The following is a 26,136-nucleotide window of genomic DNA, read 5'->3' as shown; positions in this document are numbered from 1 at the left end:
GGGCCGGCGACGCGGCCGCCCCGGGCTCCCTTCCAACCGGTTCCGTACATGATCAACAACCTGCTCACCCGTGTTTTTGGCAGCCGCAACGAGCGCCTGTTGAAGCAGCTCCAGCGCACCGTCGCCAAGATCAACGCCCTCGAGCCGGAACTGGAAAAACTGTCCGACCAGCAACTGAAGGACAAGACCCCGGAATTCAGGCAACGCATCGCCGATGGCGAGTCGCTGGACAAGGTCCTGCCGGAAGCGTTCGCGGTCTGCCGCGAAGCCGGCAAGCGCGTGCTCGGCATGCGCCACTACGACGTGCAGCTGATCGGCGGCATGGTGCTGCATCTGGGCAAGATCGCCGAGATGCGTACCGGCGAAGGCAAGACCTTGGTCGCGACCCTGCCGGTGTACCTCAACGCGCTGGAAGGCAAGGGCGTGCATGTGGTCACCGTCAACGACTACCTGGCGCGCCGCGACGCGGCGTGGATGGGCCGGCTGTACAGCTGGCTGGGCCTGAGCGTCGGCGTGGTCTACCCGGGCATGCCGCACTCGGACAAGCACGAGGCCTACGGCGCCGACATCACCTACGGCACCAACAACGAGTTCGGCTTCGACTACCTGCGCGACAACATGGCGATGTCGAAGGACGACCGTTACCAGCGCGGGCTGCATTACGCGATCGTCGACGAGGTCGATTCGATCCTGATCGACGAGGCGCGCACGCCGCTGATCATCTCCGGCCCGGCCGACGAATCGCCGGAGCTGTACATCAAGGTCGACCGCATCGTCCCCGAGCTGAGCCGGCAGGAAAGCGAGGAAGGCGAGGGCGACTACTGGGTCGACGAGAAGTCCAAGCAGGTGCACCTGTCCGAAGCCGGGCAGGAGCACGCCGAAGACCTGCTGCGCCGGGCCGGCATCCTGGCCGAGGGCGACGACCTGTACTCGCCGCAGAACCTCAGCGTGGTCCATCACCTGAATGCGGCGCTGCGCGCGCACGCCATCTACCAGCGCGACGTGGATTATCTGGTCCGCGACGGCGAGGTGGTGATCGTCGACGAATTCACCGGCCGTACCTTGGTCGGTCGCCGCTGGTCCGACGGCCTGCACCAGGCGGTCGAGGCCAAGGAAGGCGTGCCGGTCCAGCGCGAGAACCAGACCCTGGCCAGCGTCACCTTCCAGAACCTGTTCCGCATGTACGACAAGCTGTCGGGCATGACCGGCACCGCCGACACCGAAGCCTACGAGTTCCAGAGCATCTACGGACTGGAAGTGGTGGTCATTCCGCCCAACCGGCCGACCGTGCGCAAGGATTCGTCGGACCAGGTGTTCCTGAACCGCAACGGCAAGTTCAACGCGGTGCTGGCCGACATCCAGGACTGCTACCAGCGCGGGCAGCCGGCGCTGGTCGGCACCACCTCGGTGGAGACCTCCGAGTTCCTGTCCGACTTCCTGCGCAAGGCCGGAGTGCCGCATGAAGTGCTGAACGCCAAGCAGCACGAACGCGAGGCGCACATCGTCGCCAACGCCGGCCGTCCGGGCGCGATCACCATCGCCACCAACATGGCCGGCCGCGGCACCGACATCGTGCTGGGCGGCTCGCTGGAAGCCGACCTGGCCGCGCTGGGCGATGAGGCCGGCGAGGCCGAGCAGGCGCGGGTCAAATCCGAATGGCAGCAGCGCCACGACACGGTCAAGGCCGCAGGCGGCCTGCACATCGTCGGTACCGAACGCCACGAGTCGCGCCGCATCGACAACCAGCTGCGCGGCCGTTCCGGTCGCCAGGGCGACCCGGGTTCCTCGCGCTTCTACCTGTCGCTGGAAGACAACCTGATGCGGATCTTCGCCTCCGACTGGGTGCAGAAGGCGATGAAGCTGATCGGCATGAAGGAGGACGACGTCATCGAGGACCGTCTGGTCAGCCGGCAGATCGAGAAGGCGCAGCGCAAGGTCGAAGCGCACAACTTCGACATCCGCAAGAACCTGCTGGACTTCGACGACGTCAACAACGACCAGCGCAAGGTCATCTACGCCCAGCGCGATGAGCTGCTGGAAGCCGAGTCGGTCAAGGACAACATCGACGGCATCCGCGAGGACGTGGTCGCCGACCTGGTCGCGCGCTACGTGCCGCCGGATTCGATCGACGCCCAGTGGGACCTGCCGGGCTTGCAGGCCGCGCTGGAGGCCGAGTTCGGCCTGCAGCTGTCGACCGCGGAATGGTTGAAGGAAGAAACCGAACTGGACGCCGAAGGCGTCGAGCAGCGCGTGCAGGCCGCGCTGGCCGGCCACTTCGAGGCCAAGGAAGCCGCCGTCGGCGCCGAGACCATGCGCATGCTGGAAAAGCACGTCATGCTCACCGTGCTGGACAAGAGCTGGAAGGAGCACCTGGCGCGCATGGACTACCTGCGTCAGGGCATCCACCTGCGCGGCTATGCGCAGAAGCAGCCCAAGCAGGAATACAAGAAGGAAGCCTTCGAGCTGTTCTCGGAAATGCTGGAGAACGTCAAGCGCGAGGTGGTCACCATCCTGGCCCGCGTGCGCATCCGCACCGAAGAGGAAGTGGCGGCGATGGAGGCGCAGGAGCGCGCAATGGCCGAGGCCCGTGCCCGGCAACTGCAGTTCCAGCACCAGGACGCCGGCGGCTACGGTGCCGACGAGGAAGCCGCGCAGGTGCAGGCGGCCCAGGCCGCCGCGCAGGCGCAGCAGACCGTGCAGCGCGAGGGTCCCAAGGTCGGCCGCAACGATCCCTGCCCGTGTGGCAGCGGCAAGAAGTACAAGCATTGCCACGGGCAGTTGAACTGAGACAGCACGCGGCAGGAGCAGCAGTAGGAGCGGCGTAAGCCGCGATGAGGCTTTCCCATGAAAGCCCTTTCGCGGCTTACGCCGCTCCTACTGCTGCTACTGCACGAGTCAAGGTGGATATCCGTTCCGGGATGTTCCGGATTTGCCTTCCGCCCGGCGCAGCCGGCAAGCTAGCGGCATGAAGTCTTCCCTGCGCTCCATCCACGTCGTCGCCGGCCTGATCACCGATCCGAAGGGCAGGGTGCTGCTGGCGCGGCGCACCGAGGCCAGCGACCACGGCGGGCTGTGGGAATTCCCCGGCGGCAAGCGCGAGCCCGGCGAAACCTCCGAACAGGCGCTGGTGCGCGAACTGCAGGAAGAACTCGGCATCGCCGTCGAAGTCGGCGAGCGGCTGATGGAAGTGCCGCAGCGGTATCCGGACAAGCGCCTGCGGCTGGAACTGCGCCGGGTTACCAGCTGGAGCGGCAAGCCGCGCGGGATCGAAGGGCAGGCGCTGAGCTGGGTGGCGAGGGACAAGCTCACGCGCTACCACATGCCTCCGGCCGACCGGCCGGTGGTCGGCATGCTGCTGGATCCGGATCGCTATCTGGTCACCCCGGAGCCGCAGGGCGACGGCAGCGACTGGCTGTTGCGACTGGGCATGGCGGTCGACGACGGCATCGCCCGCGTGCAGCTGCGGGTCGGCGATCCCGCGCGCTGGTCGGGGTTGCTGGAACAGGCGGTCGCGCGCTGCCGCAAGGCCGGTGCTGAAGCATTGGTTGGGGGCGACATCGAACTGGCACTCCGGCTCGGCGCCGGGGTGCAGTTGCGGGCCGCGCAACTGGCCGGACTGGACCGACGCCCGTTACCGGCGGAACTGCCGGTGGCGGCGTCCTGCCATACGGCCGAGGAATTGCAGCATGCGCAGCGGCTGGATTGCGATTTCGCCGTACTCGGTTCGCTGCAGGCCACGCCCAGCCATCCGGGGATCGCGCCGCTGGGTTGGACCGGCTTCGATGCGCTGCGCGAGTCGGTGTCGCTGCCGCTGTACGCGATCGGCGGACTGGGGCCGGACGACATCCCGCAGGCCCGCAACCACGGCGCCCAGGGCATTGCCGCCATCCGCGCCCTGTGGCCGAAGGACTTGTAGGAGCTGCGTCAGCCGCGATCCGGACGTTTCCCATGTAGGAGCGGCGTCAGCCGCGACCGGGCTTTCAGGGGGAAGCTTCATCGCGGCTTGCGCCGCTCCTGCCGCGTGGCGGCCAGCCGGCGGTACAGCGCATCCAGCCCGGCGGCAGCCGTGCGCAGGTGTTCGGGATCGCCGTCGTTGACCACGATATCGTCGGCGATGGCGAGTCGCCGTTCGCGGCTGGCCTGCGAAGCGATCATCCGTTCCGCCAGCGCGGCGTCGATGCCGTCGCGCTGCATCAGTCGCGCCTGCTGCGTTCCCACCGGCACGTCCACGACCAGGATCCGGTCCAGCCACGGATAGCTGTCGCGCCCGCTGCCCTCGGCCAGCAACGGGATCATCGCCACGGCATACGGGCCGGCAGCCTGGCGGCAGCGTTGTTCCAGCCGCTGGCGGATGCGCGGGTGGGTGATGGCTTCCAGCGCCTTGCGTTCGGCCGGGTCGGCAAATACCCGCCGGCGCATCGCGGCGCGGTCGAGGCGGCCTTCGGCATCCAGCATGTTCGTACCGAAGCGGGCGGCGATTTCATCCAGCGCCGGCTGGCCGGGCTCGACGATCTCGCGGGCGATGGCGTCGGCGTCGGCCACGGTCACGCCCAGCGCGACGAATTCCCGCTCCAGCGCGCTCTTGCCGGAGGCGATGCCGCCGGTCAGTCCGATCAGGTAGTCGCTCATGTGCCGATTATGCCGTCCTGGCGAACGGCGGGTTCCGTGGGAGCGCGTAGGAGCGGCGCAAGCCGCGATGAAGCTTTCCCATGAAGGCCGGGTCGTGGCTTGCGCCGCTCCTACAGGGGGCTGCCGTGGCCTATTTCAGGCCGGCGATGCGCATGTAGGCGTCGATCAGCTGCTCGCCCCACATGAACACGATCCAGCCGGCGATCGCCAGGTACGGGCCGAACGGGATCGGCGTGGCGCGGTCGCGGCCCTTGATTGCCAGCCAGATCGAGCCGATCACCGCCCCGACCAGCGAGGACAGCAGGATGGTCGGCAGGATGCCCTTCAGCCCGGTCCAGGCGCCGATGGCGGCCAGCAGCTTGAAGTCGCCGTGGCCCATGCCTTCCTTGCCGGTCAGCTGCTTGAACAGCCACCACACCGACCACAGCGAGACGTAGCCGGCGATGGCGCCCAGCAGCGCCGGCTTGGCAGGCATGTACAGGTTGTCGGTGCTGGCGATAAGCCCCAGCCACATCAGCGGCAGGGTCAGCTGGTCGGGCAGCAGCTGGGTACGCAGGTCGATGCCGGACAGCGCGATCAGGAAGCAGCTGAACAGCGCCGCGCCGAAGCCCTGCCAGCCGAAGCCGAACTTCCACACGCAGGCCAGGGTCAGCAGGCAGGTCAGCAGTTCCACCAGCGGGTACTGCGGCGAGATCGGCGCCTTGCAATGCCGGCATTTGCCGCCCTGGATCAGCCAGCTGAACAGCGGGATGTTCTCGTACCAGGACAGCCGGTGCTTGCAGTGCGGGCAGTGCGAAGGCTCGACCACGATGCCGGGCGGCGGCGGGTCGTAGATTTCCGGTTGTTCCAGGATCTCGACGGCATCGCGCTTCCACTGCCACTCCAGCCGCCGTGGCATCCGCAGGATGACCACGTTGAGGAAGCTGCCCACCATCAGGCCAAGACCGGCCGCCAGTGGATACCCCAGGGCGGGGTTCTGGTCGAGGAATGCCATCGTGCAGGGTCAGACCGTAGCGGCCAGCTTGAAGATCGGAAGGTACATGCCGATGACCATGCAGCCAACCAGGCCGCCGATGAACACCATAATCAATGGTTCAATCAGGCTGCTCAACGCATCGACGGCATTGTTGACTTCCTGCTCGAAATATTCAGCGACCTTGAATAGCATGGTGTCCAGTGCGCCGGCTTCCTCGCCGATGGCGGTCATCTGGATCACCATGTGCGGGAACAGGGCGGTCTGCTTCATCGCCATGTTCAGCGGGTAGCCCACGGCCACATCATCACGCATACGGTGTACGGCCTTCTCATACACGGTATTACCGGTGGCACCGGCCACGGTGTCCAGCGCCTCGACCAGCGGCACGCCGGCCTTGAAGGTCACTGCCGTGGTGCGGGCAAAACGGGCGATCGCACTGTTGTGCATGATCTGGCCGATAATTGGCACTTTCAGAATCAAGCGGTCAAGGAAATGCTGGAAAGTTGGCGAGCGCTTCTTGAAGAAAAAGAAAGCAAACAAACTACCCACAGTAACAAGCAATCCCAGCCACCAATAATGTACTGCTATACGTGAAGCTGCGACTATCAATTTGGTGAAAGCAGGGAGATCGGCGCCGAAGTTTTTGAATACCGATTCAAACTGAGGCACCACGAATATCAACAATATCGCGCTAACGATCAGGGCAACCGCGATGGTCATGGTTGGGTAGAACAAGGCCTTCTTGATCTTGCCCTTCAGGGTTTCGATGTTTTCCTTGTAGCTGGCGATGGTGTCCAGCACTGTTTCCAGCACACCGGCGCCTTCGCCGGCACGCACCAGGTTGCGGTACAACTCGTCGAACTGGACCGGATGCTTGCTGATGGCTTCATGTAAAGACGAGCCGCTCTCGATGTCGGCACGGATTTCACCGACCAGCTTTTGCATGCGGACGTTCTTGTGGCCGCTGCCGATGATCTCCAGCGCCTGCACGATCGGCACGCCGGATTTCATCATCGTGGCCATCTGCCGGCTGAAGAAGGCGATCTCCTTCGGCGTGACCGGCTTGCCGGCCGAACCGAACAGCGGTTTGGGCTTGGGCTTGACCACGGTGGGGGTAATGCCCAGGCGGCGCAGCTCCGCGCGCAGCAGGTTGGCATTTTTCGCCTCCTGCTCGCCCTTCATCTTGACCCCGCGCTTGTCGGTGCCCTCCCATACGAAAGGCGCCAACTGCTTGGTCTCGCGCTGTGCGGGCGCGCTCTTCTTGATGGCGGTACGGCTCACGGACATGTCTCGATCCCCTGCCGGCATCCCCGGCCGGTCTGGCTATGCCACGGATGGTAACTGGTTACAAGGCCAAGGGAAAATCCCGGGTGTGACGGGCGGCAAGGTTCGCCCGGCAATCCGTTCATGGAACGACCTCGGCGCTCTTGCAGGAGTGGCGTAAGCCGTGATCCGGCCCCGTTCCTCCTCCTTGTAGGAGCGGCGTAAGCCGCGAATGTCTTTCATTTGGATTGTCGCGATTTGGCCGAAAGGCATTCGCGGCTTGCGCCGCTCCTACAAGGGCGATGTTCCCTCAGTCCTTGGTGACGCGGTTGATCTCGGCCAGGCTGGTCACGCCCTGTTTGACCTTCCACAGGGCCGATTGGCGCAGGTCGCGGACGCCTTCCTGCTGCGCAACCTCTGCGATCTGGATGGCGTTGCCGCCGGCCAGCACGATACTGGCGATCTGGTCGGTCATCGGCATGACCTGGTAGATGCCGGTCCGGCCCTTGTAGCCGTCGCTGCATTCGTCACAACCCACCGGCTCGTACACGGTGAAGCCTTCCCGGATCTCGGCCTCGGTAAAGCCTTCGGCCAGCAGGGCATTCTCAGGCAATTCCACCGGTCGTTTGCACTTGCTGCACAGCCGGCGCGCCAGACGCTGGGCGATGACCAGGGTGACCGAACTGGTGATGTTGTACGGGGCGATGCCCATGTTCATCAGGCGGGCGATTGTCTGTGGCGCGTCATTGGTATGTAGGGTGGACAGCACCATGTGGCCGGTTTGCGCCGCCTTGATGGCGATCTCGGCCGTTTCCAGGTCGCGGATTTCGCCGACCATGATGATATCCGGATCCTGGCGCAGGAAGCTGCGCAGCGCAGCGGCGAAGGTCATGCCGCGCTTGTTGTTCTGCTGCACCTGGTTGACGCCCGGCAGGCGGATTTCCACCGGGTCTTCGGCGGTGGAGATGTTGCGGGTTTCGTCGTTCAGGATGCCCAGCGCGGTGTACAGGCTGACCGTCTTGCCCGAGCCGGTGGGACCGGTGACCAGCACCATGCCGTAGGGCTTGTGGATGGCTTCTTCGAACAGTTTCTGCTGATCCGGCTCGTAACCCAGCTTGTCGATGCCCAGCTTGGCCGCGCTGCCGTCCAGGATGCGCAGCACCACCTTCTCGCCGAACAGGGTCGGCAGGGTGCTGACGCGGAAGTCGATCTGCTTGCTCTTGGACAGGTTCAGCTTGATGCGGCCGTCCTGCGGTACGCGCTTCTCGGCGATGTCCAGCTGGGCCATGACCTTGAGGCGGGCGGCGATGCGCTGGCTCAGCTTGATCGGCGCCTTGGCCACCTGCTTGAGGATGCCGTCGATGCGCAGGCGGACCCGATATTCGGTTTCGTAGGGCTCGAAGTGGATGTCCGAGGCGCCGCGCTTGATGGCGTCCACCAGCACCTTGTTGACGAACTTGACCACCGGGGTGTCGTCGCCCTTGGCGTCCACGCCACTGTCGCCGCCCGGCTCTTCGTCGGCGTTGCCGACTTCCAGGTTTTCCAGCCCTTCGTCGTCCTCGCCGAAGGTCGAACCCAGTGCGTCGGAGGCATTGCTCCACTGTTCCAGGCTGCGGCGCAGCTGGTCCTCGGCCACCAGGATCGGTTCCACCACCAGGTTGGTGTGGAACTTGATGTCGTCCAGCGCCCGGGCCTGGGTGGGGTCGCTGATGCCGACGAACAACCGGGTGCCGCGCTTGAACAGCGGCAGCACCTGATGCTTCTGCAGCAGTTCCTCGCTGACCAGCTTGATGGCGCTGTGCTTGGGGTCGAAGGCGGTCGCGTCCAGCAGCGGGATGCCGAATTCGATGGCGTTGGCCGCGGCCATGTCGGCCGGGGCAACCAGTTTGTTTTCCGCGATCCACTGCGCCAGCGGTTGCCTGGCCTCGGTGGCATTGGCCATGGCGGAACGGGCGGTGGCCTCGTCCATGGCGCCGTCCTGCACCAGACGGCGGGCGATGCCGGTAATGCCGACTAGGTTGGGAGCAGCGACTGCGTTCATGGGATGCCTCTGATGGGACAGACCAAAGGTTACTGCAAACTTCGTGCCATGCTCGAAAGTGCGGTGCTTGTTTCGCAAGCTGCTTCGGAGGGTGTTCGGCCAAACTCCAGGAGAGGTGGTCATTTGGCCGTGAAGGAGGGGGCTTTCTCAGGTCCGGCATTCGGCCGGAACATGTTTGTTCTCGCCGGCGGTGCGTTCGCAGGTCCAGGTGACAGGCTCGTCAGCTCCGAAGGCAGGTGTCAGCGTCAAGGTCACGGAACCTGCCGCTGCCGTGGTGGTTGCAGTCAGCACGCCATTGCCGGCGCAATCGAAGCTGGCTAGGTTGGCGGTAGCCGCTGCCAAGGAGGTAACGCCACTGCATGCGGAGGCATTCAGCGCATTTTGATTGCTGATGTTTTCGGTAACGGCGGCCTTGGCGGCGCCTGCAAAAACGAGTGCTTCAGAGACTCTGGCGCGGACGGTTAAGTCTTGATACGCCGGCAAAGCGATAGCGGCCAGAATGGCGATGATGGCGACAACGATCATCAATTCGATCAAGGTGAAGCCTTGTGTAGATCGTTGCATTTTGAATCCCCCGGCCGCCTCAGCTGAGCGGCTTAAGAGGTTCACGCACGTACCATGCCAAAAAGAAACCCCGCCGAAGCGGGGTTTCTTTGGGAACGGCTGTTCCGATTTAGCCGAAAATTAACGGCACTGCGACGGGAGGTACTTCGTCGCGATGGTGGTTCCATCGGCCGCTTTGCAGCCCCACTCGATGACATCGGCCGGGATGGTGCCGGCGGCCAGGTCGGCACCGGCAGAGGAAGGCTTGAACACCAGATTCGCGCCACCGGCGATAGCAGTGGTGGTCACGGTGATGGTGCCGTTGGTGCCATCGACGGCGACCGCGGCCACATTCTCCGTAGCGGACGGAGCCGTGAAGCCACTGGCAAGGCTGGCATTGCCGCTGGCGGCGTTCTCGGCCACCAAGGTCTTCAGCGCGTCGGCAGCGACAGCTGCTTCCGAAACGCGGGCGCGAACAGTGTAATCCTGATACGCCGGCAGAGCGATGGCGGCCAGGATGGCGATGATGGCGACAACGATCATCAGTTCGATGAGGGTGAAGCCCTGCATGTTCTTCTTCATTGCGTAAATCCTTCTGTTTGGATGGGTTGGTTCTGGGACACTCATCCCCCGTGTCCCTGGTGTGTGGACCGTGGGTGCCGTGGACACTCCACGTGCAGGAAGGTAAATGCAGAAAGCGTGCCAACTGTCACGGAATCCGCTCCGTGACGCGGTATCCCCCGGAACTGCGACGGTTTCGACAGTGCGGGACCACGGTTTCACCCTCGTGACGCCCAACGTCACAATGTGACGCTGGCAGTCATATCGTCCGGGACCGGGGCAGAAACGAGGTCAGCCGACCGCCTGTAATGTGAGGATTGGCCCGTGTAGGAGCGGCGTGAGCCGCGAAAGGGCGTTCACGGGAAAGCTTCATCGCGGCTGACGCCGCTCCTACATGGGAAACACCCGGGTCGCGGCTTACGCCGCTCCTACATGCCCCAATGTGCGCCCGCTTGTCATTCCGATGCGGAGATAATCGATTACCACTGATGTGGAGGAAACCCCTGTGAACCGTCCTGTCAATCACATGCGACCCGTGCATCCGGGCGAGGTCCTGCGCGAGGAATTCCTGATTCCGCTGGGATTGAGCGTGAATGGCCTGGCCAATGTCCTGGCCGTGCCTGCCACGCGCATACACGAAATCGTGAAGGAGCGGCGCGGTATCAGCGCCGATACCGCCGAGCGTCTGGCGCGCTATTTCGGTGGTGACGCCGCCAGCTGGATGAACTTGCAGGCGACCTACGATTTGAAGACATTGCCGACCCGCGAGGAAATCCTGCGCCGGGTGGAGCCGCGAGCGGCCTGAGCGTTTTTGCAGGAGCGGCGTGTAGGAGCGGCGTAAGCCGCGAAAGGGCGTTCACGGGAAAGCTTCATCGCGGCTTACGCCGCTCCTACCTGTCGCGATTACTCCATATCCAGCTTTTTCAGCTTGTAGCGCAGGGCGCGAAAGGTGATGCCAAGCTGGGCGGCGGCCTTGGTCTTGTTCCAGCGATTGTCTTCCAGTGCCTTCTGGATGGCGGCGCGCTCCAGCTGTTCCATGTAGCCGGGCAGGGCGGCGTTGGCGTCGGGGCCGGGCGGCAGGCCGGGATCGGCGGCGGCCGGTGCGGCTGCTCCGGGGCCGGCCTGGGTGGCTGCGGGGGCCGAGTCGCCGATGCGGCGGTTGTCGGCCTGCGGCAGGTGCAGGTCCGGGGCGGCGATGACCTCGCCGTCGGCCATGGCCATGGCGCGTTCCAGGATGTTTTCCAACTCGCGCACGTTGCCGGGGAAGGGGTAGGAAGACAACGCAGCCACCGCGTCGGCGGCCAGTTGCGGTACCGCGCGGCCTTGGCTGCCGGCCAGGCGGGCGAGGATGGCGCCGGCCAGCTGCGGCAGGTCGCCGCCGCGCTCGCGCAGCGGCGGCACGCGCAGCTCGATGACGTTGATGCGGTAGTACAGGTCGTGGCGGAAGCGGCCATCGTTGGCCAGTTCGCCCAGGTCCTTGTGGGTGGCCGACAGGATGCGCACGTCCACCGGCACTTCGGCGGAAGCACCGACCGCGCGCACCGACTTCTCCTGGATGGCGCGCAGCAGCTTGACCTGCATCGGCAATGGCAGCTCGGCGACTTCGTCCAGGAACAGGGTGCCGCCGTTGGCGGCCTGGAACAGCCCCGGCTTGTCGGCGTGGGCGCCTGTGAAGCTGCCCTTCTTGTGGCCGAAGAACTCGCTTTCCATCAGCTCGGCGGGGATGGCGCCGCAGTTGACCGGGATGAACGGACCGGCGCTGCGCGCGCCCTGCTCGTGGATGGTGCGGGCGACCAGTTCCTTGCCGACGCCGGATTCGCCCAGGATGTATACCGGCGCCTGGCTGCGGGCGACGCGGGCGATGGTGTCGCGCAGCTGGACCATGGCCGGCGATTCGCCGAGCAGCTTGTTGGCGTGCTCCGGCGGCGGCGGCGGCGGCGCGGGGCGCTCGCTGTTGTTCAGTTCCAGCGCGTGCTGCACCAGCCGCCGCAGCACGTGGATGTCGACCGGCTTGCTGACGAAGTCGAAGGCGCCCGCCTTCAGCGCTTCCACCGCCAGCTCGACGTTGCCGAAGGCGGTGATCATCGCCACCGGGGTATCGGGATGGTTCTGCGAGATTTCGCCGACCAGCTCCAGACCGTCGCCGTCGGGCAGGCGCATGTCGGTGAAGCACAGGTCGTAGCGGTTGCGGGTGAGCTGCTCGCGGGCTTCGGTCAGGTTGGCCGCGGTGTCGATGCGCAGGCCCATGCGCCCCAGGGTCAGGGTCAGCAGCTCGCGGATGTCGCGTTCATCATCGACGATCAGGGCGCTGCGGGTCTCGCTCATGGGTACCTCGGGGATCCTTCGCGGCAGTGTGCCAGTTTCACATTAGATATTACAGCGTGCAGGCGGTTTCAGCCGTCGTGCAGGGCGTGCGGGCCGGGCAGGATGATGCGGAAGCAGCTGCCGCCGCCGGGCACGGTGACGTATTCCAGGGTGGCCTGGTTGGCCCGGCACAGCTCGCGGGCGATGTACAGGCCCAGGCCGGTGCCGTGCTCGGAGGTGGTGAAGAACGGCCGGAACAGCTGTGCGGCGGTGGCCTCGGGAATGCCGGGTCCGCGGTCCAGCACGTCGATCATCGGCCGGCCTTCGGACTGGAAGGCGCGCACCCGCACCCGCGCCGGTTCGCCGGGCAGGCGGCCGTAGTTCAGCGCGTTCTGCACCAGCACGGTCAGCACCTGCTGCAGGTGGCGCGGATCGACCAGGGCGCGGATCGGCGCGGTGCCGGTGACCGCGACCAGGCTGTCGGTCTCGATCGACATCGATTGCTGGTAATCGTCGACGAAACGGCGCACGTAGGGGTTCAGCTCGACGTGTTCGGGCGAGGCGCGTTCGCGCCGGGCCAGGCCGAGCACGCTTTCGACGATGCTGTTGGTGCGCTGGCACTGCTGGTGGATGATCTGCAGCAGGCGGCGGTCGCCGTCGGCCAGCTGTCGCGATTCTTCCAGCAGCTGCACGGCGTAGTTGATCGCCGCCAGCGGGTTGCGGATCTCGTGGGCCAGGCTGGCCGAAAAGCGGCCCAGCGCGGCCAGGGTCAGCGATTCGGCGCGGCGCGAGACCACGGTGGCGTCGTCGAGGAAGATCAGCGACAGCTCGCTGCCGGCCAGCAGGCGGGCGAAGCGCGGCTGCACCTCGGCCTGGTCCGGGGCCAGTTGCATCGGGCTGTCGTCGCCCTTGCTGTCGTGGCGCCAGCGTTGCAGGCGGCGGTACAGCTCCGGCGCGGCCTTCGGCAGGTAGACGCCTTCGCCGTGGCCGTGGTCCTCGCCACTTTCGCCGAGCAGCAGGTTGGCGGCTTCGTTGGCCAGCTTGATGTGGTTCTGCGCGTCGATCACCAGCACGCCGGTGCGCATGCGGCGGATGATCAGCTCGTTGACCTCGACCAGGTTGGCGACCTCGGCGCTGCGCTGTTCGGCCAGGGCGGCATGGCTGCGCGCGCGCTGGCCGATCTGGCTGGCCAGGATGCCCACCGCCAGGTAGCTGACGGCGAACATGATCACTTCGGCGACCGGACGCTCGTCGCCCTGGCCGGCCAGCAGGATCATTACGAAAGTCGCCAGGGTGGCCGCTGCGGCCAGCGTGGCCTGGGTGATGCCCAGCCGCATCGGCAGCAGCACGCCGGCGGCGGCGACGTTGAACAGCAGCAGCATGGCGATGCCGGCGGTGGCCTTGGGCATCGCGTAGGTGGCCAGCATGGCCACCACGATGTCCACGCAGACGCCGGTGAACACGATCCGGTTCAGCCATTCGGTGCGCCGGCTGAGGAACAGCATGACCAGGGCGAAGACCAGATAGACGATGGTCAGGGCCTGGGCCAGCGCGGGCGCGCGGATGACGCCGACCACGTCGGACAACGGGCTGTACAGCAGGCCGGCCAGGATGCCGGCCTCCAGCACGCGGTACAGGGCGAAGAAATAGAACTCGCGTTGCGGGGCGAATTCCAGCTTCGCGAAGATCGAACTGGCTTGGCTCAAGCAGGACAGCCATCGGGGGACTGGCCGACAGTATAAGGAGGTGCCGCACCGTGGCGAAGTTTTGCACCGCAGCAGTCGGTGCGCGACAATATGCCCCCCTCCACGCCCCCGGGCTGCGCCTGACGCGGCCGCAAGGGGCGCGGCGCGCCCGGATCCTCCCACAGACGGTGACCCATGAACTTCCACGAATACCAGGCAAAACAGCTGTTTGCCGACTACGGCATCCCGGTTCCGGCCGGTCGCATCGCAGCCACCGCGGAGGAGGCCGTCGAGGCCGCCCAGGCGCTGGGCGCGGGTCCCTGGATGGTCAAGGCGCAGATCCACGCCGGTGGCCGCGGCAAGGCCGGCGGAGTCAAGTTCTGCAAGACCACCGATGACGTGAAGGCCGCTGCGGCCGCCATGCTGGGCACGAAGATGGCCACCTACCAGTCGGCCGGCGTCGCCCTGCCAGTCAACCTGGTGCTGGTCACCGAAGCCGGCGACATCGCCAAGGAACTGTACCTGTCGGTGCTGGTCGATCGCGGTACCCGCTCGGTCACCTACATCGCCTCGTCCGAGGGCGGGGTGGAGATCGAGAAGGTCGCCGCCGAAACCCCGGACAAGATCCAGACCCTCAACGTCGACTTCGTCGAGGGCCTGCAGGCCTACCAGGGCCGCGAGATCGGCTTCAGGCTGGGCCTGACCGCCAAGCAGTCCAACCAGCTGGCCGGGATCATGGGCGGGCTGTACAAGCTGTTCAACGACAAGGACCTGTCGCTGGTGGAACTGAACCCGCTGGCGATCCTGGCCGACGGCAACCTGTTCGCCCTGGACGGCAAGGTCAATTCCGACGACAACGCGACCTTCCGCCACAAGGACTTGGCCGCGATGCGTGACAAGAGCCAGGAAGACGAAACCGAGGTGCTGGCCTCGGAGAACGACCTGAACTACGTGACCATGGACGGCGACATCGGCTGCATGGTCAACGGCGCCGGCCTGGCGATGGCGACGATGGACGTGATCAAGCTCAACGGCGGCGAGCCGGCCAACTTCCTCGATGTCGGCGGCGGCGCGACCAAGGAGCGCGTGACCACCGCGTTCAAGCTGATCCTGTCCTCGGACAAGGTCAAGGCGATCTTCGTCAACATCTTCGGCGGCATCGTCCGCTGCGACATGATCGCCGAGGGCATCATCGCCGCGGTCAAGGAAGTGGGCGTGCAGGTGCCGGTGGTGGTGCGGCTGGAAGGCACCAATGTCGAGGCCGGCAAGAAACTGCTGGCCGAATCCGGCCTGGCCATCATCCCCGCCGACGACATCAACGATGGCGCCAAGAAGGCCGTCGCCGCGATCGCCTGATTCAGTGAACCCTTCTCCCACTTGCGGGAGAAGGTGCCCATAGGGCGGATGAGGGTTTTTGCCAAGGCGCCCTCACCCCAACCCTCTTCCGCAAGCGGGAGAGGGGCCAAAACACCTAAGGATTAAACATGAGCGTTCTGGTCAACAAAAACACCAAGGTGATCGTGCAGGGCTTCACCGGCCAGCAGGGCACCTTCCACGCCACCCAGATGGTGGAGTACGGCACCCAGGTGGTCGGCGGCGTGACCCCCGGCAAGGGCGGCACCACCCACATCGAACTGCCGGTGTTCAACACCGTGCGCGAGTCGGTGGACGCCACTGGCGCCGATGCCTCGGTGATCTACGTGCCGCCGCCGTTCGCGGCCGACGCCATCCTGGAAGCGGCCGCGGCCGGGATCAAGGTCATCGTCGCCATCACCGAGGGCATCCCGGTGCTGGACATGCTGCGGGTCGAGAACGTGCTGAAGTCTCACCCGGACACGGTGCTGATTGGGCCGAACTGCCCCGGCATCATCACTCCGGGAGAATGCAAGATCGGCATCATGCCGGGCCACATCCACCAGCCGGGCAAGATCGGCATCGTTTCCCGTTCCGGCACGCTGACCTATGAGGCGGTCAAGCAGACCACCGACGTCGGCTTGGGCCAGTCGACTTGCATCGGCATCGGCGGCGACCCGATCAACGGCCTGAACTTCGTCGACTGCCTGACCCTGTTCAACGAAGATCCGCAGACCGAGGGCATCATCATGGTCGGCGAGATCGGCGGCGACGCTGAGGAAGCCGGTGCCGAGTACATCAAGGCCCACGTGAAGAAGCCGGTAGTCGGCTTCATTGCCGGCGCTTCGGCCCCGGCCGGCAAGCGCATGGGCCATGCCGGTGCGATCGCCTCCGGCGGCAAGGGCACGGCCGAAGGCAAGTTCGCCGCGATGGACGCTGCAGGCGTCAAGACCGTGCGCTCCCCGGGCGACCTGGGCGCGGCGATCGCCTCGCTGCTGTAAGCCGGCGCTACGCACCATCGTGTTGTGGAAAGCCGCCTTCGGGCGGCTTTACTTTTGGGGTTCGCCCTCATCCGCCCCTTCGGGGCACCTTCTCCCGCAGGCGGGAGAAGGGGGCTCGTGCGGCGTGACTTCAGACTCCACACCCGGAATTGAACCCCTCTCCCGCGTGCGGGAGAGGGGCAGGGGTGAGGGCGGAGCATTGCCAATCCCACCGGACAACGCGGGATTTCCCTACAGACAGGCCCCGGAGGTCTGGCGATGCTGCTTGTGGTCCACGGAACGGATGCCACGACCATGCGCGAAGGACGCAAGACCGCATTCGCCCGCCACTTGCGGCGCACGATGACGGATGCCGAGCGTTTGCTCTGGCACCATCTGCGCAATCGTGCGTTGGTGGGCTTCAAGTTCCGGCGCCAGCACCCGCTGGGGCCGTATATCGTCGGTTTCGTCTGCCTGCAGCGCAGTCTGGTGGTCGAACTGGATGGCAGTCAGCATCTGCAACCTGGGTTCGACCGGCATCGCGATGCCTTCCTGGCGCAGTGCAGATACCGCGTTCTGCGTTTCTGGGACAATGAGGCCTTGTCCCATCCACAGGCGGTGCTTGCCGTGATCCTCGATGCCCTGAATGTTTCTTTGCCCGTCGCCGAACCGCAAGCGGGTGAACGGGCATGACCGGCACCTTGCGCATCGCCCTGGCCCAGTTCGATTTCCCGGTGGGTGATGTGAGCGGCAACGCCGAGCGCATCGCCGCCATGATCGTGCAGGCGCGCGACGAGTACGCGGCCGACGTGGTGCTGTTCCCGGAATTGGCGATCAGCGGCTATCCGCCGGAAGACCTGTTGATGCGGCCCTCGTTCCTGGCCGATTGCCATGCGGCGCTGGAGCGGGTCGCGGCGACGGCGACCGGTATCGTCGCCGTGGTCGGCTGGCCGGAGACGGCCGGCAGCGTGCTGTACAACTCGGCCAGTGTGCTGCGCGAGGGCAAGGTGGCCGCGACCTACCGCAAGCGCGAACTGCCCAACTACAACGTGTTCGACGAGCGCCGCTACTTCCACGTCGATCCGGATGGCGGTTCGTGCACGTTCGAGGTCAAGGGCGTGCCGCTGGGCGTGGTGGTTTGCGAGGACCTGTGGTTCCCCGAGCCGCTGGCCGATACTGCCAAAGCCGGTGCGCAGTTGGTGCTGGTGCCCAATGCCTCACCGTTCGAGCGCGAGAAGCATGCCCAGCGCGACGCGCTGCTGGCCCAGCGCATCGCCGAGACGGGAGTGGCGCTGGCCTATCTGAACGCCGTGGGCGGGCAGGATGCACTGGTATTCGACGGCTCGTCGGTGGTCGCCGATGGCGACGGCACCGTGCATCCGGCCGCGGCGGCCTTTACCGACCAGTGGCTGGTGGTGGATTACGACGTGCGCCAGCGGCGTTTCTCGCCAGTGCAGTGGATCGACGATGGCGACGAAAGCCGCGATGCGCTGGCCTGGCGCGCCATCGTGCGCGGCATCCGCGACTATTGTGGCAAGAACGGCATCGGCAAGGTCTGGCTTGGCCTGTCCGGCGGCATCGATTCGTCGCTGGTGCTGGCGCTGGCGGTAGACGCGCTGGGAGCCGATGCGGTGACCGCGGTGCGGATGCCGTCGCGCTATACCGCCGGGCTGTCCAACGATCTGGCGCAGGAGCAGTGCGACGCGCTGGGGGTGAAGCTGATGACCCTGCCGATCGAACAGCCGTTCCAGGGATTGCTGGACACATTGGCCGATGCGTTCGCCGATACCGAGGTCGACACCACCGAGGAGAACCTGCAATCGCGTACCCGCGGCGCGTTGCTGATGGCACTCAGCAACAAGTTCGGCGGCATCCTGCTGACCACCGGCAACAAGAGCGAATACGCAGTCGGCTATGCGACGATCTACGGTGACATGTGCGGCGGCTATGCGCCGATCAAGGACCTGTACAAGACCGAGGTGTTCGCGCTGGCGCGCTGGCGCAATACCGTGGGTGGCGCGCCGGTGATTCCGCCGGCGGTGATCAGCCGGCCGCCGACCGCCGAGCTGCGCGAAAACCAGCTGGATGCGCATTCGCTGCCGCCCTACGACGTGCTCGACGCCATCCTGTTGCGCTATGTGGATCAGGAACAGTCGCGCGACGACATCGTCGCCGCCGGCTTCGATGCGGCTGTGGTGGACAAGGTGTTGCGGCTGGTGCGGATCAGCGAATGGAAGCGGCATCAGGCCGCACCCGGCCCCAAGGTGTCGCGGCGCGCCTTCGGCCGCGAGCGGCGCTACCCGATCAGCAATCGCTATTCCGGCTGAACGCCGGCCGCTTGGCCGGCCTCAGTCTTTCGGCGGCGTGTAGTCGACAGCCGACTTTTCGCTGGCAAACGGGTTCAGTCGGCGCGCCAGCCACGGTTGTTTTGGCCAGTCGCCGCTCAGCCAGGGGTGCTGCGGGTCGTTGAGTTCCAGCACGCGGCGGGCATCGGCGGCCAGGGTCTCGTTGCCGAGGTGGGTATAGGCTTCGCCAAGTACGGCGACGGCGTCGTTCTGGAAACCGCTCTGCGGATAGGTCTCCAGCAGGTACTTGGCGCGGCCGGCGGCGGCCACCCAGGCGTCGCGGCGCAGGTAGTACACGGCCGTTTCCAGTTCGTGGCGGGCGAACTGGTCGCGCAGGCCGATCATCCGCGCGCGCGCGTCGGCGGCGTAGCGGCTGTTCGGGTAGCGTTCGGCCACGGTGCTGAAATCGTTGTAGCCCTGCATCGGCGTAGCCAGATCGCGGCGGCTGGCGTCCAGGCGCCAGACCTTCTGCAGGAACACCGCGTCGCGGCTGGAGTTGGCCAGTCCGCGCAGGTAATACATGTACGGGATATTGCGCTGGGTCGGATAGGTACGGATATAGCGATCGATGCTGGAAATGGCGTCATCCAGCTTGCCGGCCTTGTACTGGGCGTAGGCGGTTTCCATCATCGCCTGCTCGGTATACGGGCCATAGGGATACTGCGCGATCAGCGCGCGGAAGCCGATCTCGGCCTTGGCCCAGTTGCTGTGGGTCATGGCTTCGTGCGCTTCCTGGTACAGGGCTTCGACCGAGCGCCCCTCCAGCGAGTCCTTGTCCTTCTTGAAGATCTTGCCGCAACCGCTGGCGCCAACGGCGACGATCAGGGCCAGGGCAATGGTGCGCAGCAGGGCGGAACGGGAAGACGGAACGACGGAACGCTGGGTCATGGGACGGCAGGCAGGGAAAGCAGAAGGGCGATGATAGCCTAGGCGGGCCCCGGGCCATGAACGCCCGGCCAACATCCCGCCTGCCAATGACCCCGACGGACCCCATTCCTGCCGATCTTGCCGATCCCGCGGCCCCACGTAGCGCCACGATCCCCGGATCGGCTGCCGGTCGCCGCTTCGACGCCGTGCTGGCCGAGCTGTTCCCCGAGTACTCGCGCTCGCGGCTGAGCGCCTGGATCAAGTCCGGTGATGCCCGCCTGGACGGCGAAACCGCACGACCGCGCGATCCGGTGCGGCCCGGCCAGCAGGTCAGTTTGGCGGCGGTGGACGAGGTCCGCACCGAGGCCGTGGCCGAGGACATCCCGCTGCGGGTGCTGTACGAGGACGCGCAGGTCTTCGTGCTGGACAAGCCGGCCGGGCTGGTGGTGCATCCCGGCGCCGGCAATCCGGACGGCACCCTGGTCAACGCGCTGCTGCACCGCGATCCGGCGCTGGCCGCGTTGCCGCGCGCCGGCATCGTGCACCGGCTGGACAAGGACACCAGCGGGGTCATGGTGGTGGCGCGCACGCTGCAGGCGCAGGCGGCGCTGGTCGAACAGTTGTCGGCGCGGCGAGTGCACCGGCAATACCTGGCAGTGGTGGTCGGGGCGATGGTGGCCGGTGGCACCGTCGATGCGCCGATCGACCGGCATCCGCGCGACCGCCTGCGCATGGCGGTGCGCGAGGACGGGCGCGAGGCGGTCACCCACTACCGTCTGCGCGAACGTTTCCGCATGCATACCGCGCTGGAATGCCGGCTGGAAACCGGTCGTACCCACCAGATTCGCGTGCACATGGCGCACATCAAATACCCGATCGTCGGCGATCCACTGTACGGCGGCCCGGTGCGGTTGCCGAAGGGCGCCGACGACGCGTTGGTCGCGGCCCTGCGCGGCTTCGGCCGTCAGGCCCTGCATGCCGAAGTGCTGGAATTCGAGCATCCGGCTAGCGGCGAACCGCTGCGGGTGCAGGCCGAAGTGCCGGCGGACATGCTGCGGCTGATGGACCTGCTGCGCGCCGACGCGCAGGCGCATCCGGCATGAGCGCAGTCCCCGGTGCGATCCTGCCGGCCAACTGGCCCGCGCCGGCGGGCGTGCACGCCTTCACCACGTTGCGCCACGGAGCCGGGGTGTCTGCGCCACCGTTCGACAGCTTCAACCTGGGCGCGCGTTGCGGCGACGATTCGGAGGCGGTGCGGGCCAACCGCGCCGAACTGCAGCGCCGAGGGTTGCCGGCGGCCCCGCACTGGCTGCAGCAGGTGCATGGCACCGGTGTGATCCGTTTCGACGCCGCGAGCCTACCCGGGCAAGGCGACGAACCGGAAGCCGACGCGGCGGTCACGGCCAGCGCCGGCACCGTGCTGGCCATCCTGACCGCCGACTGCCTGTCGGTGGTGTTCGCGGCGAAGGACGGTCGCGAGGTGGCCGCGGCTCATGCCGGCTGGCGTGGGCTGGCCGGCGGCGTGCTGGAGCGGACGCTCGAGGCCATGCATGCGCCTGCGACACAGGTACTGGCCTGGCTGGGGCCGGCGGCCGGACCGCAGGCCTACGAGATCGGCGCCGAAGTGCGCGATGCCTTCCTCGCGGAGGATGCCTCGGCCGGGACCGCCTTCGTTCCGACCCGGCCGGGTCACTGGACCGTCGATCTGTACGCGCTGGCCCGCATACGGCTGCGGCGTGCGGGGATGGCCGACGCCGACATCCACGGTGGCGGCCTGTGCACGATTTCGGACCCGCAACGGTTCTATTCGCACCGGCGCGATGCGCGCACTGGGCGCATGGCGACTCTGGTCTGGATCGACCCGTGAGCGCGCCCGCGCCCACCCTGTACCAGCGACTGCTGGGCGCGGCCTTCTTCAAGTTGCCCGAAAGCCTGCGCCGGCTGCATGCGGTACGCGGTCGCGCCGTGTATGCCGGCATGTCGATGATCGAGCGCGGCGACGGCCTGTTGGCCCGGTTGTGCGGAAAGGTCGCCGGGCTGCCGCCGGCGATGTGCGATGCGCCGACCCGGGTCGAATTCCTGTGCGACGAGCGCGGCGAGACCTGGCGCCGCGAATTCGGCGGCCACCGGATGACGTCGCGGCTGTCGTTCCGCGATGGCTGGCTGCACGAGCGTCTGGGCCTGCTGCGGTTCCGTTTCGATCTGCATGCGCGCGACGGCATCGTCTGGTGGAGTTGCAACGGGGCACGGCTGCTGGGCGTGTTGCCGCTGCCGGCGCGGATGCTGTCGCAGTTGCAGTGCCGCGAGCGCGAACACGAAGGCCGCTACGAATTCCGGGTCGATGTGCGGATGCCGCTGGTCGGGCGATTGATCCGCTACGAAGGCTGGCTGCAACCGGCGATGCAGGCGAGCCCGGACGAAGGTCGGGAAGCGCTTTCCGTCGCCAAATCCTGAGCCTTGCACGGGCGCTGCCGGATGCCCGGTCCCAGGCCGGGGAAACCCTTGAAACAACCCCGTCAGCCCGCATTTCAGGAACATTGCCGGCACGGCCGGCCCCCGAATTCCGGAGTATCCCCATGCGGATGGACAAACTGACCTCGCGCTTCCAGCAGGCCATCGCGGACGCGCAATCGCTGGCTGTGGGCCGCGACCACAACATGATCGAACCGGCGCACCTGCTGGTGGCGCTGATCGACCAGTCCGGCGGCGGCACGCGGCCGTTGCTGACCCAGGCCGGGGTCAACGTGCCGGCACTGCGCGAGCGGTTGGGCGAAATCCTCGACAAGCTGCCGAAAGTGTCCGGACAGGAAGGCAACCTGTCGGTCGGCAACGACCTCAACCGCCTGCTCAACCTGACCGACAAACTGGCCCAGCAGCGCGGTGATGCCTACATCGCCAGCGAACTGTTCGTGCTGGCCGCGCTGGACGACAAGGGTGATGCCGGCAAGGCGCTGAAAGCCGCCGGGGCGAGCAAAGAGAAGATCGAGACGGCGATCGCCAACGTGCGCGGCGGCCAGAGCGTACAGGACGAGAACGCCGAAGAATCGCGCCAGGCACTGGAAAAATACTGCGTCGACCTGACCGCGCGTGCCGAGAGCGGCAAGCTGGACCCGGTGATCGGCCGCGACGAGGAGATTCGCCGCACCGTGCAGGTGCTGCAGCGGCGGACCAAGAACAATCCGGTGCTGATCGGCGAGCCCGGTGTCGGCAAGACCGCCATCGTCGAGGGCCTGGCCCAGCGCATCATCAACGGCGAGGTGCCGGAAGGCCTGCGCGGCAAGCGTGTGCTGGCGCTGGACATGGGCGCGCTGATTGCCGGGGCCAAGTTCCGCGGCGAATTCGAGGAGCGCCTGAAGGGCGTGCTGAACGACCTGGCCAAGAACGAGGGCCAGATCATCCTGTTCATCGACGAGTTGCATACCATGGTCGGCGCCGGCAAGGCCGACGGCGCGATGGATGCCGGCAACATGCTCAAGCCGGCGCTGGCGCGCGGCGAGCTGCACTGCATCGGCGCGACCACGCTGGACGAATACCGCAAGTACATCGAGAAGGATGCCGCGCTGGAGCGCCGCTTCCAGAAGGTGTTCGTCGGCGAGCCGTCGGTGGAAGACACCATTGCCATCCTTCGCGGATTGAAGGAGCGCTATGCGGTGCACCACGGGGTGGAAATCACCGACCCGGCGATCGTCGCCGCGGCCACGCTGTCCAACCGCTATATCGCCGACCGCCAGCTGCCGGACAAGGCCATCGACCTGATGGACGAGGCGGCTTCGCGCATCCGCATGGAAATCGATTCCAAGCCGGAAGAGCTGGATCGCATGGAGCGCCGGCTGATCCAGCTGAAGATCCAGCGCGAGATGCTGAAGAAGGAGAAGGACGACGCTTCGAAGAAGCGCCTGGCCGACTTGGAGACGGACATCGACGCGCTGGAGCGCGAGTTCTCGGACCTGGACGAAATCTGGAAATCGGAGAAGGCGTCCCTGCAGGGCGCGACCAAGATCAAGGAACAGATCGAGCAGGCGCGGATCGACCTGGAGGGTGCGCAGCGGCGGCAGGATTTCGCCCGCATGAGCGAAATCCAGTACGGCCTGCTGCCGCAGCTGGAGAAACAGCTGGAAGCGGCGAACGCGGCCGAGGACAAGGAGTTCAAGCTGGTGCAGGATCGCGTCACCGCCGAGGAAATCGCCGAGGTAGTCAGCCGCTGGACCGGCATCCCGGTCAGCAAGATGCTGGAGGGCGAGCGCGACAAGCTGCTGCGCATGGAAGACGTGCTGCACCAGCGCGTGGTCGGGCAGGAAGAGGCGATCCAGGTCGTGTCCGACGCGGTCCGTCGTTCGCGCGCCGGCCTGTCAGACCCCGACCGCCCCAGCGGCTCGTTCCTGTTCCTGGGTCCGACCGGTGTCGGCAAGACCGAACTGTGCAAGGCGCTGGCCGATTTCCTGTTCGACAGCAGCGACGCGATGGTGCGCATCGACATGAGCGAGTTCATGGAGAAGCATTCGGTCGCGCGCCTGATCGGCGCCCCTCCGGGCTATGTCGGCTACGAGGAAGGCGGCTATCTGACCGAGGCGGTGCGCCGTCGCCCGTACAGCGTGATCCTGCTGGACGAGGTCGAGAAGGCGCATCCGGACGTGTTCAACATCCTGTTGCAGGTGCTGGACGACGGTCGCCTGACCGACGGCCAGGGCCGCACGGTGGATTTCCGCAACGCGGTGATCGTGATGACCTCCAACCTGGGCTCGCACCAGATCCAGGAACTGTCGGGCGACGATTCGGCGGAGGCTTACACGCAGATGAAGGCGGCGGTGATGGGCGTGGTGCAGGCGCACTTTCGTCCGGAGTTCATCAACCGGCTGGACGACATCGTGGTGTTCCACCCGCTGGACAAGCAGCAGATCAAGCAGATCGCACGGATCCAGATGGCCGGGCTGGAGAAGCGGCTGGCCGAGCGTGGGCTGCAGATCAAAGTGTCCGACAAGGCCTTCGAACTGCTGGGCAATGTCGGCTTCGATCCGGTGTACGGCGCGCGCCCACTGAAACGTGCGATACAGCAGCAGCTGGAGAACCCATTGGCCCAGCGCATCCTGGCCGGCGACTTCGCCAGTGGTGACACCGTCAAGGTCGATGCCGAAGGCGGGCAATTGGGATTCGCCAAGGACTGATCCGGTACCTTCATTCCCGCATGGCATGAATACATGCCTTGCGGGAATCGGTTTCGGGTGCAACCACGCGCAAAATCACCTTGTCGGTCGGCTATGGTTCGGCGTTCGTCATCCGTCTTGCGAGCCCGACATGTCAGAACCGAACTGGAAACCCGAAACCCTGGCCGTGCACGCTGGCTATTCGCCGGACCCGACCACGCGCTCGGTGGCGGTGCCGATCTACCAGACCGTGGCCTACGCCTTCGACAACACCCAGCACGGTGCCGACCTGTTCGACCTGAAGGTGCCGGGCAACATCTACACCCGGATCATGAATCCGACCAATGATGTGCTGGAGCAGCGGGTGGCGGCGCTGGAAGGCGGCATCGCCGCGCTGGCGCTGGCCTCGGGCTCGGCGGCCGTCACCTACGCGATCCAGACCATCGCCGAGGCCGGCGACAACATCGTCTCGTCCAGTGCGTTGTACGGCGGCACCTACAACCTGTTCGCGCATACGCTGCCGCAGTTCGGTATCGAGGTCCGGTTCGCCGACTACCGCGAGCCGGGTGCGTTCGAGAAACTGATCGACGAAAAAACCAAGGCGGTGTTCGTCGAATCGGTCGGCAACCCGCTGGGAAACGTCACCGACATCGAGGCCATTGCCAAGGTCGCGCACGCGCATGGCGTGCCGCTGATCGTCGACAACACGGTACCGTCGCCGTACCTGTTGCGACCGATTGATTTCGGCGCCGACATCGTCGTGCATTCGCTGACCAAGTACCTGGGCGGGCACGGCAACAGCATCGGCGGCGCCATCGTGGACAGCGGCAAGTTCCCATGGGCCGAGCACAAGGCGCGCTTCCCGCGCTTGAACGAGCCGGATGTCAGCTACCACGGTGTGACCTATACCGAAGCGCTTGGGCCGGCAGCCTACATCGGTCGCGCGCGGGTGGTGCCGTTGCGCAACATGGGTGCGGCGCTGTCACCGTTCAACGCTTTCCTGATCCTGCAGGGGATCGAGACGCTGGCGCTGCGGATGGATCGCATCTGCCAGAACACGTTGGCGCTGACGCAGTACCTGCAACGGCATCCGAAGGTGGCCTGGGTCAATTACGCCGGGCTGGAAGACCACCCGGAACATGCGCTGGCGAAGAAATACCTGCCCAAGGGCGCGTCCGGGCTGTTCACTTTCGGCTTGCCGGGCGGGCGCGAAGCGGGGGCGAAGTTCCTCGACGCGCTGCAGCTGTTCACCCGTCTGGTCAACATCGGCGACGCCAAGTCGCTGGCCACCCACCCGGCCTCGACCACCCACCGCCAGCTGTCGGCCGAGGAACTGGCCAAGGCTGGCGTCAGCGCGGACACCGTGCGCCTGTGCGTGGGCATCGAGCACATCGACGACCTGAAGGGCGACCTGGAGCAGGCGCTGGCGCAGGCCTGAGGACCAGTGC

Annotated in this window: 21 protein-coding genes; 12 read left to right on the top strand and 9 right to left on the bottom strand. The window is 66.1% G+C overall.

All coding sequences use genetic code 11. From position 1 onward, the window contains the following. Positions 1–48 precede the first annotated feature (48 nt). Both secA and CSC70_RS12245 read left to right on the top strand, forming a co-directional pair. The gene (gene secA / locus CSC70_RS12250) at positions 49–2,787 is read left to right on the top strand and encodes a preprotein translocase subunit SecA (protein ID WP_162456926.1); all 2,739 of its coding nucleotides are present in this window, start codon (positions 49–51) and stop codon (positions 2,785–2,787) included. A gap of 178 nt (positions 2,788–2,965) precedes the next feature. Beyond that, a complete protein-coding gene (locus CSC70_RS12245; protein WP_162456925.1) occupies positions 2,966–3,916 on the top strand; it encodes a Nudix family hydrolase in 951 nt (316 codons plus the stop codon). 77 nt (positions 3,917–3,993) lie between these two features. Here CSC70_RS12245 and coaE read toward each other — a convergent pair whose 3' ends face one another. From coaE to CSC70_RS12215, 6 genes are all read right to left on the bottom strand, one after another. Beyond that, positions 3,994–4,629, bottom strand: coding sequence for a dephospho-CoA kinase (coaE, locus tag CSC70_RS12240; RefSeq protein ID WP_162456924.1), 636 nt, complete (start codon positions 4,627–4,629; stop codon positions 3,994–3,996). 130 nt (positions 4,630–4,759) lie between these two features. Further along, positions 4,760–5,623 (bottom strand): prepilin peptidase, encoded by an 864-nt coding sequence (locus CSC70_RS12235; protein WP_162456923.1) that lies wholly within the window; start codon positions 5,621–5,623, stop codon positions 4,760–4,762. Positions 5,624–5,632: 9 nt separating this feature from the next. Further along, on the bottom strand, positions 5,633–6,892 hold the full coding sequence (locus tag CSC70_RS12230) for a type II secretion system F family protein (RefSeq protein WP_162456922.1): 1,260 nt from the start codon (positions 6,890–6,892) through the stop codon (positions 5,633–5,635). Positions 6,893–7,178: 286 nt separating this feature from the next. After that, entirely contained in the window at positions 7,179–8,909 is a 1,731-nt protein-coding gene (pilB, locus tag CSC70_RS12225; protein ID WP_162456921.1) for a type IV-A pilus assembly ATPase PilB, read from the bottom strand. A 147-nt stretch (positions 8,910–9,056) separates the two neighbouring features. After that, entirely contained in the window at positions 9,057–9,473 is a 417-nt protein-coding gene (locus tag CSC70_RS12220) for a pilin (protein ID WP_162456920.1), read from the bottom strand. Positions 9,474–9,593: 120 nt separating this feature from the next. Then, complete coding sequence (locus CSC70_RS12215) at positions 9,594–10,034, bottom strand: pilin (RefSeq protein ID WP_162456919.1); 441 nt, start codon at positions 10,032–10,034, stop codon at positions 9,594–9,596. A 505-nt stretch (positions 10,035–10,539) separates the two neighbouring features. Here CSC70_RS12215 and CSC70_RS12210 point away from each other — a divergent pair. Further along, a complete protein-coding gene (locus CSC70_RS12210; protein ID WP_162457062.1) occupies positions 10,540–10,818 on the top strand; it encodes a HigA family addiction module antitoxin in 279 nt (92 codons plus the stop codon). A 98-nt stretch (positions 10,819–10,916) separates the two neighbouring features. Here CSC70_RS12210 and CSC70_RS12205 read toward each other — a convergent pair whose 3' ends face one another. Both CSC70_RS12205 and CSC70_RS12200 read right to left on the bottom strand, forming a co-directional pair. Next, positions 10,917–12,338, bottom strand: coding sequence for a sigma-54-dependent transcriptional regulator (locus tag CSC70_RS12205; RefSeq protein ID WP_162456918.1), 1,422 nt, complete (start codon positions 12,336–12,338; stop codon positions 10,917–10,919). Between the two features lie 68 nt (positions 12,339–12,406). Continuing rightward, entirely contained in the window at positions 12,407–14,023 is a 1,617-nt protein-coding gene (locus tag CSC70_RS12200) for a sensor histidine kinase (RefSeq protein ID WP_162456917.1), read from the bottom strand. A gap of 174 nt (positions 14,024–14,197) precedes the next feature. Between CSC70_RS12200 and sucC the strand changes: the two genes are divergently transcribed. From sucC to CSC70_RS12180, 4 genes are all read left to right on the top strand, one after another. Further along, positions 14,198–15,358 (top strand): ADP-forming succinate--CoA ligase subunit beta, encoded by a 1,161-nt coding sequence (sucC, locus tag CSC70_RS12195; RefSeq protein ID WP_162456916.1) that lies wholly within the window; start codon positions 14,198–14,200, stop codon positions 15,356–15,358. Between the two features lie 128 nt (positions 15,359–15,486). Next, a complete protein-coding gene (gene sucD, locus CSC70_RS12190) occupies positions 15,487–16,356 on the top strand; it encodes a succinate--CoA ligase subunit alpha (protein WP_162456915.1) in 870 nt (289 codons plus the stop codon). 294 nt (positions 16,357–16,650) lie between these two features. Beyond that, positions 16,651–17,028 (top strand): endonuclease domain-containing protein, encoded by a 378-nt coding sequence (locus CSC70_RS12185; protein ID WP_162457061.1) that lies wholly within the window; start codon positions 16,651–16,653, stop codon positions 17,026–17,028. Continuing rightward, on the top strand, positions 17,025–18,662 hold the full coding sequence (locus CSC70_RS12180; RefSeq protein WP_162456914.1) for an NAD+ synthase: 1,638 nt from the start codon (positions 17,025–17,027) through the stop codon (positions 18,660–18,662). The genes CSC70_RS12185 and CSC70_RS12180 overlap by 4 nt, the downstream gene beginning before the upstream one ends. A 21-nt stretch (positions 18,663–18,683) precedes the next feature. On the opposite strand, the gene CSC70_RS12175 is transcribed toward CSC70_RS12180, so the two are convergent. Next, positions 18,684–19,568, bottom strand: coding sequence for an outer membrane protein assembly factor BamD (locus CSC70_RS12175; protein WP_162456913.1), 885 nt, complete (start codon positions 19,566–19,568; stop codon positions 18,684–18,686). 86 nt (positions 19,569–19,654) lie between these two features. On the opposite strand from CSC70_RS12175, the gene rluD reads away from it, so the two are divergent. The 5 genes from rluD to CSC70_RS12150 all read left to right on the top strand — a co-directional run bounded on the left by rluD (position 19,655) and on the right by CSC70_RS12150 (position 26,126). Further along, the gene (gene rluD / locus CSC70_RS12170; RefSeq protein WP_162456912.1) at positions 19,655–20,650 is read left to right on the top strand and encodes a 23S rRNA pseudouridine(1911/1915/1917) synthase RluD; all 996 of its coding nucleotides are present in this window, start codon (positions 19,655–19,657) and stop codon (positions 20,648–20,650) included. Then, the gene (gene pgeF, locus CSC70_RS12165) at positions 20,647–21,414 is read left to right on the top strand and encodes a peptidoglycan editing factor PgeF (RefSeq protein WP_162456911.1); all 768 of its coding nucleotides are present in this window, start codon (positions 20,647–20,649) and stop codon (positions 21,412–21,414) included. Before rluD ends, pgeF begins: the two co-directional genes overlap by 4 nt. Then, positions 21,411–22,001, top strand: coding sequence for a DUF4166 domain-containing protein (locus CSC70_RS12160; protein WP_246189424.1), 591 nt, complete (start codon positions 21,411–21,413; stop codon positions 21,999–22,001). Before pgeF ends, CSC70_RS12160 begins: the two co-directional genes overlap by 4 nt. 122 nt (positions 22,002–22,123) lie before the next feature. Next, positions 22,124–24,709, top strand: a complete 2,586-nt coding sequence (gene clpB / locus CSC70_RS12155) for an ATP-dependent chaperone ClpB (protein WP_162456910.1) — start codon at positions 22,124–22,126, stop codon at positions 24,707–24,709. A gap of 130 nt (positions 24,710–24,839) precedes the next feature. Continuing rightward, a complete protein-coding gene (locus CSC70_RS12150; RefSeq protein WP_162456909.1) occupies positions 24,840–26,126 on the top strand; it encodes an O-acetylhomoserine aminocarboxypropyltransferase/cysteine synthase family protein in 1,287 nt (428 codons plus the stop codon). Positions 26,127–26,136: the final 10 nt, after the last annotated feature.

The organism is Pseudoxanthomonas kalamensis DSM 18571 (genome assembly GCF_010211745.1).
GTDB lineage: Bacteria > Pseudomonadota > Gammaproteobacteria > Xanthomonadales > Xanthomonadaceae > Pseudoxanthomonas_A > Pseudoxanthomonas_A kalamensis.
Note: the sequence above shows the minus strand (reverse complement) of the source record. Positions and strands in the feature narration are given on the sequence as shown.

Excerpts from the sequence above, each read along its gene's own strand:
- clpB (WP_162456910.1), top strand. The coding sequence starts at position 22,124 with ATGCGGATGGACAAACTGACCTCGCGCTTCCAGCAGGCCATCGCGGAC.
- pilB (WP_162456921.1), bottom strand. The coding sequence starts at position 8,909 with ATGAACGCAGTCGCTGCTCCCAACCTAGTCGGCATTACCGGCATCGCC.
- CSC70_RS12215 (WP_162456919.1), bottom strand. The coding sequence starts at position 10,034 with ATGAAGAAGAACATGCAGGGCTTCACCCTCATCGAACTGATGATCGTT.
- rluD (WP_162456912.1), top strand. The coding sequence starts at position 19,655 with ATGACCCCGACGGACCCCATTCCTGCCGATCTTGCCGATCCCGCGGCC.
- pgeF (WP_162456911.1), top strand. The coding sequence starts at position 20,647 with ATGAGCGCAGTCCCCGGTGCGATCCTGCCGGCCAACTGGCCCGCGCCG.
- CSC70_RS12210 (WP_162457062.1), top strand. The coding sequence starts at position 10,540 with ATGCGACCCGTGCATCCGGGCGAGGTCCTGCGCGAGGAATTCCTGATT.
- sucC (WP_162456916.1), top strand. The coding sequence starts at position 14,198 with ATGAACTTCCACGAATACCAGGCAAAACAGCTGTTTGCCGACTACGGC.
- CSC70_RS12175 (WP_162456913.1), bottom strand. The coding sequence starts at position 19,568 with ATGACCCAGCGTTCCGTCGTTCCGTCTTCCCGTTCCGCCCTGCTGCGC.
- sucD (WP_162456915.1), top strand. The coding sequence starts at position 15,487 with ATGAGCGTTCTGGTCAACAAAAACACCAAGGTGATCGTGCAGGGCTTC.
- coaE (WP_162456924.1), bottom strand. The coding sequence starts at position 4,629 with ATGAGCGACTACCTGATCGGACTGACCGGCGGCATCGCCTCCGGCAAG.
- CSC70_RS12230 (WP_162456922.1), bottom strand. The coding sequence starts at position 6,892 with ATGTCCGTGAGCCGTACCGCCATCAAGAAGAGCGCGCCCGCACAGCGC.
- CSC70_RS12180 (WP_162456914.1), top strand. The coding sequence starts at position 17,025 with ATGACCGGCACCTTGCGCATCGCCCTGGCCCAGTTCGATTTCCCGGTG.
- secA (WP_162456926.1), top strand. The coding sequence starts at position 49 with ATGATCAACAACCTGCTCACCCGTGTTTTTGGCAGCCGCAACGAGCGC.
- CSC70_RS12220 (WP_162456920.1), bottom strand. The coding sequence starts at position 9,473 with ATGCAACGATCTACACAAGGCTTCACCTTGATCGAATTGATGATCGTT.
- CSC70_RS12185 (WP_162457061.1), top strand. The coding sequence starts at position 16,651 with ATGCGCGAAGGACGCAAGACCGCATTCGCCCGCCACTTGCGGCGCACG.
- CSC70_RS12245 (WP_162456925.1), top strand. The coding sequence starts at position 2,966 with ATGAAGTCTTCCCTGCGCTCCATCCACGTCGTCGCCGGCCTGATCACC.
- CSC70_RS12235 (WP_162456923.1), bottom strand. The coding sequence starts at position 5,623 with ATGGCATTCCTCGACCAGAACCCCGCCCTGGGGTATCCACTGGCGGCC.
- CSC70_RS12205 (WP_162456918.1), bottom strand. The coding sequence starts at position 12,338 with ATGAGCGAGACCCGCAGCGCCCTGATCGTCGATGATGAACGCGACATC.
- CSC70_RS12150 (WP_162456909.1), top strand. The coding sequence starts at position 24,840 with ATGTCAGAACCGAACTGGAAACCCGAAACCCTGGCCGTGCACGCTGGC.